Genomic DNA, 12,462 nt, shown 5'->3' with positions numbered 1-12,462 from the left:
AATTTACTCCTAATTAAAATTTTAAATAATTTCTTTAATCTCAACTTGTTGATAATATTCATGATAGTTATTCATATTAACAAACCCAGTTTGAGCCTCCATGGCATTTAACATTCCCATAGTCATGGCACGTTTTAACATAACCTCTATTGATTCATTTTCATGTAGACTGACCGCAAGCCCTGCTAAAGTGATATCACCAGAGCCTACTGGATTAACAACATTGATTTTCGGGATGGAAACCTGATAATAGTGATTAAAACAACGAGCAAAAGCACCATTTTTACCTAATGAAATAACAATCAAGGGGATATCATCAAGAGAGTCGTGTTTGAGTGCTTTTATTAATGAATGGCTATCATTAACATCTATATCCATCTGAATAATCTGTTTTAACTCTTCTTGATTGGGTTTTATTAAATAAGGTTTATATTGAGATTTGAGGGTGGTTAGTAACATTTGCCCCGAAGAATCAAGCAAAACCGGGATTTGATATTCACTAGCTAGCTCAATTAAATTCACATAGAAATTGACGGGAAAACCAAGAGGTAATGATCCGGAAATCGTAATAATTTTTACTTGATTGAGTAGCTTTTTATAGTGTTGTAAGAATTGTTCAACATCATCATTATCTAACCGAGGACCGGCCTCAAGAATCTCGGTTTGATTACCCTGATGTAAAATTGCTATGCAATTTCTTGATTCTTTTGGGGTTACATAAAAGTTATAAGCTATATTATCTTCATCTAACTGCTCTTGAATAAATTTACCGGTAGTGCCACCAATAATTCCTGTCGCTAAAACAGGAATATTTGAAAAATTTATTCCTCGCGTAACATTAAGACCTTTACCACCAGCGGTTTTTCTTGTATTTGATACCCGATTGACATCATTAATAACTAATTTATCTAAAGAGTATGAAATATCGACTGATGGATTCATCGTAATTGTTAATATCATTTTCTCACCTATGCATTTACATCATTGTGAGAAATAACAATCTTAAATGATCTTCATTTGCCAATATGCTTGAATTCATCGACAACTATGAAAAAATTTCATATTGCAATGAATTACAATTTATTATCTCGCCAACTATTTGAGATCAATATTAAATAAAGTTTAAAAATCGACAGTGACACGATTAAACCGCTATTAAATTAATGCCTTGCTTTGCAAACTCTTGCTGGTATTTATTATCTACATTGGTATCTGTGATGATGACATCAAGTTTATTCAATGGTAATACAATATTAATACCATTACGCCCAAATTTAGATGAATCCAAAACTGCAACGACTTTCTTTGCGACATTCGCCATTACACTGCTAATTGTATAACCTTCATTAAATGTTGTTATTCCTCTTTGTGCATCAATACCATCAGCACCAACAAATAAAATATCAGCAGAGATACCATCTAAAGATTGCTCGGCAATTTTTCCATGAAAAGAGCGGGTTTTGTGTCTAAGTGTACCACCACAAATTAATAACATAATGTCACTATTATCAGATAGGATAAAAGCAGAGGTAAGACTATTGGTAATAACTGTAATGTGTTTAAGTTTTACCAACTCTTCTGCTATCAACATAGTTGTACTACCACTATCTAAAATAATAATATCACCCTCTTTCACTTGTTTAACTGCCTCAATAGCAATACGTTTTTTAGCCTCAATAAATCGCTGATAACGTTCTTCTAATTGCAGCTCTTTAAATGATTTAATGTCATCGTTATCTATAATTTTGGTTGCACCGCCATGAAATCGAGTAAGCACTCCTTGCTTTTCTAATAATCGAAGATCTGTCCGTATGGTGACTTCAGAAACATCATATTTCTTGGATAAATCACTCACTAACACGGTACTGTTCATATTAAGAAGCTCTATTATTTCTTGGCGTCTTTCACTTGCATTCATAATATTTCCTTTTTCGAAATTATTTCAGCAGTGTATAACAAACAAAATCAAAAGATAAGTTTTCATTTTCAACGATTAAATTAAATCAAAAACTACATGCAATTTAGTAAAATCTTCCCATTCATAGGATGACCATTTAATTCGGTAACTTGTGCAATAAATGTATGAAAGTCACCAATACTGGTAATAAGTGGTTCAAGTTTTATTTTTCCTTCAAGAAAAAATTGGCTCACAAGTTGCCATTCCTCTCCCGGCCATGGTGCAGAATAATTCATCCAACTACCCAAAATGTGTAATTCTTTTCGTAAAATTAAGCCGAAAGTTTTTTCAGAAAGTGTAATGTCATTATGTAAAGTACCAACTAAACCAATTTTTGCTCTAGGACCGGCTATCTCAATGGCTAATTTAACGGTAATCGGTGAACCTGCTGTTTCTAGAACAATCTGCTCAAATCGATTTATTGATAACGCCTGAGATATTTCTTCTGGACTAAGATTTTTAGAGTTGTAAATTTGATCGGCCCCTAATGATTTAGCAAGATTTAAACGCGTATCATTAATATCAATAACAGCTATTGATTTAGCCCCCATGGCTTTGGCACATTGCATGGCAAGTAATCCAATTGTTCCGCCGCCGACTATAATGACATTTTTATCTCTGCAACCATCTGCTAATAATAGCGCGTGCATCCCAACAGTCATTGGTTCAAAGAAGGCCCCCTCAAGAGGAGTTACACCTTGGGGTAATTTGAAGGCATTTTTTTTATTTAATACTATATATTCAGCAAAGCCACCACTGATTCTTGAACCAACAAAGGTATAATTTTTACAAAGTGAGTAGTAATGTTTTCGGCACTCATCACATTTAAAACAAGGTAATAAAGGTACACAAGAGATTAAATCACCAATAGTAAATTCTGTAACATCATTGCCAATTTCCGTTACCGTACCACTAAACTCATGACCAAGGGTTATTGGATAATAGTGAGCGCCTTGATGAAATATTCTTGGAATATCTGAACCACACAGTCCAGAATAAGCCACTTTAACTAAAATTTGATCTGAAGATGTTATTTTGGGTTTTTCCATTTCTGTAACAGATAAATTACCCCCATCATTAACGATAACTACTTTCATCTTTTTTCCTTATAGCTAATAAATGATGTTTATTTATGGCTTTCACTGGCTTTCCAGTGAAAGCTTGCAAATGAAATACTTACTGATTGTTGTTAATTTTTAATCTATTTATTCTTTAACTGATAATTGATATCTACGTGCTCTTTTCCATGTCAAAAATAAGCAGAATAGATAAAACAATCCAATAAGAACAAAACCTATAGGTTGTTTTAAATTAACCAACTGAACCATAAGGTAAGTAATTGGTGACCCGCCTTGATCCATTGCCCCAACCAAAATATTGTTATCTGCCGCAATCGTGCCGGCATTAACTGCCAATTGTGTGGTTAATGGGATCATTTGTGTCGCAATCCATAATGTAATGGCAATAATGATTGCCCCCGATATAACAATTCTAAATAAGTTGCCTTGATGGATAGCCACCCCCATAGCAACAAAAAAGCCAATGGTTGCTAAGTCACCGAATGGTAAAACCTCATTACCAGGAAGGATAATGGCAATAAAAATACTTAAAGGAATAAAGATTAAACTTGCCGAAACGACTGTTGAGTGGCCTAATAATAAGGCAGGATCTAAACCAATAAGAAAATCTTGTCCGCCAAATTTAGATTGTAAATGTTTGCGAGCTTGTTTGGATATTGGTGTCAATCCATCCATAATTGGTTTGATTACTCGTGGCATGAGTAACATCACCGCGGCGGTTTGAATAGCAAGTTGTAATGTTTCCTTCACGCCATACCCTGCCAATAAACCTAATAAGATCCCCATAAATAAACCAACGGTTACCGGCTCACCAAAAGCACCAAATTTCTTTTGCATATCGACAGCATTAAAATTAATTTTGTTAACACCGGGGATTTTTTCAATAACTGCATCAACAAATACCGCGATAGGTCCACAATAGGCTGAGGTGCCATGAGGTACAGCAATACCCTCAAGTTCAAAAAATTCTTTAGTATCTTTAGCGAACCAGTCTCCCAATTTATAAGCGATAACCGCGTGCACAATGACGCCAACTATACCTAAGTAGTAAGAATCGGTAGCAATATAGACAAGTGCACCGGTAAAGGTCATATGCCAGATATTCCATATGTCCACATTGACAACTCTCGTTAATCGCAGAACTAACATCAGGATATTAACCGCAATAGCAATCGGTATTGCAACTAAAGCAATTTGCGAAGCCCAAGTCATTGGCGCTGCGCCCGGCCAACCAACATCAACCACTTTTAAACTGATATCAAATCTTTCCGCCATTGCTTGCGCGGCTGGTCCTACTGAACTAGTTAGCAATCCAACCACTAAGCCAATACCAACAAATCCAATACCAATATGAATACCTGCTTTTAATGCATCACCAATTTTCATTCTTAATACTAATGAAAATAGAATAATAACAATCGGCAACATTACTGATGGGCCAAGATCCAAAATGTACTGCATAATTTCAGTAAACATATACTCATCCTTTTAAAATCGATAATATTTTATCTTTTAGCTGCTCAATCCCAACGCCTGAAACAAAAGGCATACCATGAACGATAGGAATATTCCCAAAGGTTTGATCCATCCTTGCTGTAGTGCAGATCAAATCAACATCATCAATAAATGTATTAATTTCATTAATACGACATTGAACCAGATCGAGATCTATACTATTTTCTTGGCACAACTCTTTTATTTCTTCTGCTGCCAGTGTTGAAGTCGCAACAGCTCCTCCACATGCCACAATAATCTTTTTTTTCATAATGCCTCCTAGTCAATTTATTGGTTAATAATCACTTTTTTAAAATGCTCAGCGACTGCATTCGCTTCAGCACTAATTAAAAAGTGATAAAACTCTTTATTTTGTAAATTTGAAAAAAGTGCTTTCAATAGATTCAGTTGATCCTCTGGAGAAGTAACAACCAGTGAAATGATTAATGAAACTTCAACCGTGCTATCTTCATCAGCACGATTGAAAACAACTGGAGATTGAGGACGAATTATATAAATAGCAGGACTAATAGCGTGTTCAGCTTCACAATGAGGGATAGCCACGGCATAACCATCAAGTGCAATACCGGTAGGAAATAGAGCTTCTCTCTCTATTAACGCTTTTAGATGACTTTTTTTAACAATATTCTTTTGTTGTAATTGTTCACTAATAAATGTTAAGGCATCACGCTCATCTTTAAACTTGATATTGTCTTCTAGCAAAAATTGACATTCATTCATGTTTGATCTCCATTATCACTTTACATTTGACTTTCGTTATCTTTCGAAATCAAAAATCATAACGAAAGATTATTTCCTTTCGAAATTAAAAGCAAATGACAAATATTGTTTTTGTGATCGAAATCTATTTTTTAAAAAAAAGTTAAAAAGCGAAAGTTGATGCAATAAGGTAGGGATTGGTTGTGCTGTAAGATAAGAATGAATTTATTTTTTAATTTCAAGAATTGGCGGTGATAGCTAAAATACACTTTATTAAAAGATATATATAAATTAGTAAGTTAGTTATTTTTAGATTTATTTTAGCTTATAGTTATCCAAAAAATCGCTAGTTAACTGATTAACAAAAATATGATCTAAATCACAAAAAAAACTTTTTTATATTGCAATAAAGGATTATAGTGACAAAATGTTACCCGTAACAGATAATTAGGAGAAAGAAGCAATGACGCAACAAAAGAAACATGTTTTCGTTTTCATGGGAGTATCAGGTAGTGGTAAATCGGCTGTGGCAAAACAGATAGCCGATAACCTAAATGCCGCTTTTTTGGATGGTGACTTTTTACATCCAAAAGCCAATATATTGAAAATGCGCAGTGGTACGCCACTAAATGATGAGGATAGGATGCCTTGGTTAAATTTAATTAGTAATGCTGCATTTGCAATGAGTAATGTGAATAACATTTCGATCATTATTTGTTCGGCACTAAAAAGAAAGTATCGCGATATTATCCGTGGCGAAAATGAAAATGTGCACTTTATTTATTTAAAAGGAAGTTTTGATGTTATTGCCCAGCGTTTAGCCAAACGTCAAGGACATTATCAAAAAACCGGCATGTTACAGTCGCAATTTGACGCATTAGAAGAACCATCAGCTGATGAAAAAGATGTCTATGCTATCAATATTGAACAGTCGCTAAACGATGTTATTCACGATGCCACAAAGGTGATTAATTCAATATGTCATTGTGAATAAATTGATGGTAACTAAAATTATAATAAATATAATCCAGAGGTTAATGTGAATTCCACTATTTTAGCTGTAACTCAGCGCATTATTGATCGGTCTAAAGCAACACGTGAAGCTTATCTGCAAAAAATAGAACACGCTATGTTAAAAAAAGTCACGCGGGCAAGTTTACCATGTAGTAACTTAGCTCATGGGTTTGCCGCTTGCTGTCTTGATGAAAAAAATGATCTTAAAAACATATTAAAAAGTAATATTGGCATTATCAGTTCTTATAACGATATGTTATCAGCACATAAACCTTATGAATTTTATCCAGAACAAATTCGCAAAGTATTACACGAAATAGGTGCTGTTGGACAAATGGCTGGTGGTGTACCTGCTATGTGTGATGGAGTAACCCAAGGCGAACCGGGTATGGAAATTTCGCTAATGAGCCGAGATGTGATTGCCATGTCAGTTGCTGTTGGGTTATCACATAATATGTTTGATGGCGCACTTTATTTGGGGGTCTGCGATAAAATCTTACCCGGGTTATTTATTGGTGCCTTATCATTTGGCCATTTACCGGCAATCTTTGTTCCTTCTGGACCGATGCCTTCAGGGTTACCAAATAAAGAAAAGGTACGTATTCGTCAACTTTATTCGGAAGGAAAAGCCTCACGCGAAGATCTATTAGAATCTGAATCAGCCTCATACCATACCAGTGGAACTTGTACTTTCTATGGCACCGCAAATAGTAATCAAATGGTCATTGAGCTAATGGGATTACATCTACCTGGAGCGGCCTTTGTGCATCCTGAGACCTCATTACGTTATGAACTCACCAATGCCGCGGCAAAACAGATCACTCGGTTAACTAATCAATCCGGTAACTATATGCCAGTTGGTAAAATGGTTGATGAAAAAGTGATAGTTAATGGTTTAGTTGCACTCTTAGCTACAGGCGGTTCAACCAATCTGACTATGCATATCGTCGCTATGGCTAAAGCGGCCGGTATTATTATTAATTGGGATGATATTTCAGACCTATCCACTGTTGTGCCGTTATTATGCCGAATATACCCAAATGGCCCAGCTGATATCAACTACTTCCAAGCAGCTGGTGGTACTTCTTTATTGGTTAGAGAATTATTATCTGGTGGTTTATTACATGAAGATGTTGAAACGGTAGTTGGTCGTGGACTAAGCCGTTATACTAAAGAACCTATTTTGGAAAACGGTAAACTCATCTTCCGTGAAGGCCCAAGCAAATCCTTAGATGAAAATGTGATTGCTTCAATTAACAAACCTTTCAACTCGCATGGTGGATTAAAGGTGATGTCGGGTAATTTAGGTCGCGCCATAATGAAAACATCAGCGGTTACGGCTGACCATCAAATAATTGAAGCACCAGCCGTGGTATTTAATAGTCAGTATGATTTAGATGCAGAATATAAAGCCGGCAATCTTAACAAAGATTGTGTTGTAGTGGTGCGTTATCAAGGGCCAAAAGCTATCGGGATGCCAGAATTGCATAAATTAATAACACCATTGGGCGTTTTGCAAGATCGTGGTTATAAAGTTGCTTTATTAACTGACGGACGACTATCTGGCGCTTCAGGTAAAGTGCCTGCGGCTATTCATGTAACACCGGAAGCCTATGCGGGTGGGTTATTAAGCAAAGTTCAACAAGGTGATATGATTCGTGTCAACGGTCAAACCGGCGAAATAACTTTACTGGTTGATGAGGCCGAACTGGCAGCACGAAAAGTTGAGCCAATTGATTTAACCAATTCACACCAAGGCTTTGGGCGAGAGCTTTATAGCGTTATTCGAGAAAATCTTAAATCAGCGGAAGAAGGTGCGGTTAGTTTTTAATCCAATTTATCTGCCGCTAAATGCGGCAGATATGGTTAAACAGCCCGCAAAACTACTTCCCCAATTTTTTCTAAGATAAAAATATAAGTAGTTAATTTATTTCTTTACGAAATTATCCATCAACAAATTAACCACATCTTTCATTTTGCCACTCAATGATGCTCTTACACTATAAAGCGCCATTCCCATTACTTGTGAGGTATGAATTTCAGGTGGCATAACCAATTCATATTCGCTCGTCTTAACATCTAATAATGCAGGTCCAGAGTGAGCTAGGAATGATTGCACTGCTGCTTCTAGTAAATCAGAACTCTCAACACGAATAGCAAATAATCCCATCGCACTAGCTACTTTAGCAAAATCAGGATTTTTTAAGTCAGTATAGTGATCAACCAACCCTTCTGATTTTTGTTCTAATTCGACAAAGTTAAGTGAACTATTATTTAGTACGATAACTTTGATGGGTAAATCCTCTTGGACTGTGGTCAATAAATCACCTAACAACATACTAATACCACCATCCCCTGATAAGGTAATTACTTGACGATGAGGAAAGGCTTTTTGTACGCCTAATGCTTGTGGCATTGCATTGGCCATAGTGCCGTGTTTTAAGCTAATGACGGTACGTCTTTTACCATTAGTTGAAAAGTGCCGACACGCCCAAACCATGGCGGAGCCAACATCAGCACAAAGCACGGCATCATCATTAGCATGTTTATCAATTAATTCGGTTAAATATTGTGGATGAATAACGGCTTTTGATGGTATCGCTTTTTTATTTAATTTATCGATTGCTTTAGTGTGTAATCCAAGGCATTTGTCTAAAAATTGGCCATCTGTTTTTTCATCAACCAATGGTAATAAAGCCGCTAAGGTTGGTTTACTAGCACCTACTACACCAATATCTACACTGTGACGGTGACCAAGATGAGTTGCATCAATATCTACCTGAATAATTGTTGCGTTATCAGGATAAAATTGTGACCAGGCAAAATCAACACCGAACATCAAAAGTACATCACACTCTTTAATTGCCGTTGCTCCAGACGCCATACCAAACATACCGGTCATGCCAACATTATAAGGATTATCATATTCTACAAAATCCTTAGCTCTTGAAGTATGAACTACCGGCGATTTTAATTTCTGGGCTAAGGCAACTAACTCATCATGAGCTTCAGATACCCCATGACCAGCAAAAATTGCCACTTTACTGTTTTTATTTAAAATTTCAGAGATTTGTGCCAGCTCTTCATCAGATGGTCGAATAACCGGTTTGGGGTGATAAATTTTATGTCCACTATTATCTTCTACTTTAGCTAGGCTAATATTGTAAGGAATCACTAAAACCGCAACGCCTCGCTCATTTATCGCCGCTTGTACCGCCGCTGTGGTGATTCGTCTTGCTTGAGTGGGATCGGTAATTTGTTGACAAAAGACAGAACAGTTTTTATAGACAGCTTCAAAGTCAACTTCTTGCGGAAAATCAGTGCCTTGTTGCGAAGTAACTAACTGACTAGCCAATAAAATCAGTGGTACTTTATTACGTTGGGCTTCATAAATACCATTGATAAAATGTAAGCTACCGGGTCCACAAGAACCAGCACAAGCAGTTATTTGATCGGTAAGATAGGCTTCAGCGCCTGCGGCAAAGGCACCAACTTCTTCATGACGAACATGCACCCACTCAATATCACTTTTTTTGATAGCTGAGGTGATTTGATTTAAGGTATCACCAACAATACCATAACAATGTTTAACACCGGCTTGAGATAAAACATCAACAACAATTTGTGCAACTGACTTTTTTGATGACATACTGTCTCCTCAACATGGTTTTCAGATTAAACAGCTTAAGTTGTCTAAATTACACCTAAGTTTTGTGAATGCGAATAGTATAAAAATAAAACAGCAGAAAATGTTAAAAATGTCATATTAACTAGAGGTGGTCAGCAATAATCTTTATTTCAAAATATTCCCTATTACAATAAATCAAGGTATTATGTCGAAAATCCAATCAACTTCATGAGCTACCTTTTGTGGAACATTCGTCATCTGGGCATAGTTTTTTATCATTAATGTCTACTTATTTACCTAATTATATCATCGAATATTATCCACTCATTACTGTCTGTTTTTTACTTTTTACTGCTATTTTATTGTTTTCATTCAGTAAATTGAGAATGGATATTATTGCGCTACTGACGATAGCAGCAATCACCGTTACTGGTGTATTAACCCCAGCTGAAGCACTTTCGGGATTTAGTGATCCCAATATTATTCTCATTGCTCTGTTATTTGTAATAGGAGAAAGCTTAGTCAGAACAGGCATCTCTTATAAAATGAGTGAATATATCTTAAAAGCAGCCGGTAAAAATGATATACGGATAATTACATTCATTATGTTAGGGGTGGCTTTATTGGGTTCCATCATGAGCTCAACTGGGGTTGTTGCAATCTTTATTCCAGTCGCTATCAGTATTGCTAACCATACAGGTATTCATGTTAAAAAACTCATGATGCCACTGTGTATTGCCGCCCTAATTAGTGGCATGATGACCCTTGTCGCCACAGCGCCAAACCTAGTAGTAAATAGTGAACTTAGCCGAGCGTCCTTGACTGAATTTGGTTTCTTTTCAATTACCCCAATTGGCCTAGGAGTATTAATTGTAGGGGTGGGTTATTGCTTATTAACCCGTAATTGGTTACTAACCGCTGACCAAGTTACCGCCAACAATAGTCAACCGCAACGACGTAAAATTACCGATTTAATTAGAGATTATAAATTAATTGGCCGAGCGCATCGAGCCCAAATTCTTGCCGGCTCACCTTTTGTTGGGCGAACCATTGATGGGTTACATTTACGCAGTGAACATGGGGTAAATGTCATTGGTATTGAACGTTGGCGAAAATTTCAAAAAGTACTTATCCCGGTTAATGGTAGTACCGAATTTCGGGAAAACGACATTCTTTTGTTGGATATGTCGCATTCCGAAGCTGACTACCGTACCTTCCTAACCACCAACAATCTTGAGCCAAAAGTACTGCGTGGTGAATATTTTTCAGAGCAAGTCAAAGAAGTTGGCATGGCTGAAGTCGCACTACTACCAGAATCATCATTATGTGGAAAAACACTCAATGAAATTGATTTTAGGGAAAAATATTTTCTGACAGTTATTGGAATTTGGCGAAATCATGCACCGGTTGAGACCAATAACTTATTCCAAGAACGGTTAGAAATGAGTGATACACTTTTGGTGTGTGGCGATTGGGGATCAATACAAAAACTGCAAACCCGTACTAGTGATTTTGTAGTATTAGATTATCCGTCAGACATTGATGATGTTGCACCAGCAAGCTCTCAAGCTTTCGTGGCACTATTTAATCTGGCGGTAATGATTATTTTAATGGTAACCGGGCTTGTCCCAAATGTCGTTGCGGCACTTATTGCTTGTTTATTAATGGGTGCTACTCGCTGTATCGATATGACCAATGCTTATAAATCGATTCATTGGCCAACGTTAATTCTCATTATTGGTATGATGCCTTTCGCGGTCGCGTTAAATAAAACGGGAGGGATTTCACTCATATCACAATGGCTTGAAATCCATTTACGCTCCTTTGGTCCTTATGTCGTGTTAACTTTTATCTTTTTGTTATGCTCAACGGTAGGATTGTTTATTTCCAATACTGCAACAGCAATTTTGATTGCCCCCATTGCGATTGATTTAGCGATAAAATTTGGTTATTCACCCTATCCGTTTGCAATGACTGTTGCTATAGCAACATCGGCTTCATTTATTACTCCTGTTTCATCACCGGTCAAAACAATGGTAGTCGCGCCTGGAGGATATAGCTTTAGTGATTTTGTTAAGATTGGTGTTCCATTAACTTTTCTGGTAATGGCTGTTGATATAGCATTAGTTCCAATCTTTTTTCCATTTTGATTAAAATAAATATAGATTTTACAATTAACTGATTAAATTAAGTAATTCAGATACAGGAGTTAGAAAATGAGTAATGCTCAACAATTTTTCATGTTTATAGGCATAATGACATGCCTAATTGGCAGTTTTAGTTTATTTATTTATATATTAACAGTGTTGCATACATTAATGGTTAAAAAATCAATAAATAATGTTAAAACATCAGATGAAAGATTAATCAAATTATATAATGGTATGAAAAATACTCTTGATAATAAATCTAAAATTATCATAGCGGCGGTTGTTATGGGCATATTTTGTGGCGGAATTATTGGTGGATTTTTTTACTATTATTTTATCAAAAAACTTTTTACCAACTCTTATGAAATTTACAAAAATGCGATGATTCAACGTAACTTACCGCTGTAACCTACGTAATAT

11 protein-coding genes are annotated in these 12,462 nt (G+C 36.1%); 4 read left to right on the top strand and 7 right to left on the bottom strand.

Translation table 11 applies throughout. The features are described from left to right. Positions 1-21: 21 nt before the first annotated feature. The 6 genes from DKK79_RS01040 to gatA form a co-directional block, all read right to left on the bottom strand. A complete protein-coding gene (locus DKK79_RS01040; protein WP_110422473.1) occupies positions 22-960 on the bottom strand; it encodes a hexose kinase in 939 nt (312 codons plus the stop codon). A 184-nt stretch (positions 961-1,144) separates the two neighbouring features. Then, entirely contained in the window at positions 1,145-1,918 is a 774-nt protein-coding gene (locus DKK79_RS01035; protein ID WP_110422472.1) for a DeoR/GlpR family DNA-binding transcription regulator, read from the bottom strand. Positions 1,919-2,010: 92 nt separating this feature from the next. After that, the gene (locus tag DKK79_RS01030; protein ID WP_110422471.1) at positions 2,011-3,054 is read right to left on the bottom strand and encodes an alcohol dehydrogenase catalytic domain-containing protein; all 1,044 of its coding nucleotides are present in this window, start codon (positions 3,052-3,054) and stop codon (positions 2,011-2,013) included. A gap of 108 nt (positions 3,055-3,162) precedes the next feature. Continuing rightward, positions 3,163-4,512, bottom strand: coding sequence for a PTS galactitol transporter subunit IIC (locus DKK79_RS01025; RefSeq protein WP_110422470.1), 1,350 nt, complete (start codon positions 4,510-4,512; stop codon positions 3,163-3,165). A 4-nt stretch (positions 4,513-4,516) separates the two neighbouring features. Beyond that, positions 4,517-4,801, bottom strand: a complete 285-nt coding sequence (gene gatB, locus DKK79_RS01020) for a PTS galactitol transporter subunit IIB (RefSeq protein ID WP_086359401.1) — start codon at positions 4,799-4,801, stop codon at positions 4,517-4,519. Positions 4,802-4,818: 17 nt separating this feature from the next. Continuing rightward, positions 4,819-5,271, bottom strand: coding sequence for a PTS galactitol transporter subunit IIA (gatA, locus tag DKK79_RS01015; RefSeq protein WP_110422469.1), 453 nt, complete (start codon positions 5,269-5,271; stop codon positions 4,819-4,821). Positions 5,272-5,713: 442 nt separating this feature from the next. Here gatA and DKK79_RS01010 point away from each other — a divergent pair, with 442 nt between their 5' ends. Then, a complete protein-coding gene (locus DKK79_RS01010; RefSeq protein ID WP_034883731.1) occupies positions 5,714-6,244 on the top strand; it encodes a gluconokinase, GntK/IdnK-type in 531 nt (176 codons plus the stop codon). Positions 6,245-6,289: 45 nt separating this feature from the next. Next, positions 6,290-8,095, top strand: coding sequence for a phosphogluconate dehydratase (edd, locus tag DKK79_RS01005; protein ID WP_110422468.1), 1,806 nt, complete (start codon positions 6,290-6,292; stop codon positions 8,093-8,095). A 96-nt stretch (positions 8,096-8,191) separates the two neighbouring features. On the opposite strand, the gene DKK79_RS01000 is transcribed toward edd, so the two are convergent. After that, on the bottom strand, positions 8,192-9,913 hold the full coding sequence (locus DKK79_RS01000) for a thiamine pyrophosphate-dependent enzyme (protein ID WP_110422467.1): 1,722 nt from the start codon (positions 9,911-9,913) through the stop codon (positions 8,192-8,194). A 260-nt stretch (positions 9,914-10,173) separates the two neighbouring features. Between DKK79_RS01000 and DKK79_RS00995 the strand changes: the two genes are divergently transcribed. Beyond that, positions 10,174-12,042, top strand: a complete 1,869-nt coding sequence (locus DKK79_RS00995) for an SLC13 family permease (RefSeq protein WP_110422466.1) — start codon at positions 10,174-10,176, stop codon at positions 12,040-12,042. A gap of 66 nt (positions 12,043-12,108) precedes the next feature. Further along, positions 12,109-12,450: a hypothetical protein gene (locus DKK79_RS00990; RefSeq protein WP_110422465.1), complete on the top strand. Its 342-nt coding sequence runs from the start codon at positions 12,109-12,111 to the stop codon at positions 12,448-12,450. Positions 12,451-12,462 lie beyond the last annotated feature (12 nt).

The sequence above is a fragment of the Gilliamella apicola genome (genome assembly GCF_003202915.1).
Classification (GTDB): Bacteria; Pseudomonadota; Gammaproteobacteria; order Enterobacterales; family Orbaceae; genus Gilliamella; species Gilliamella apicola_Q.
The sequence above is the reverse complement of the archived record's forward strand: the minus strand, read 5'-3'. Positions and strand labels throughout refer to the sequence as shown.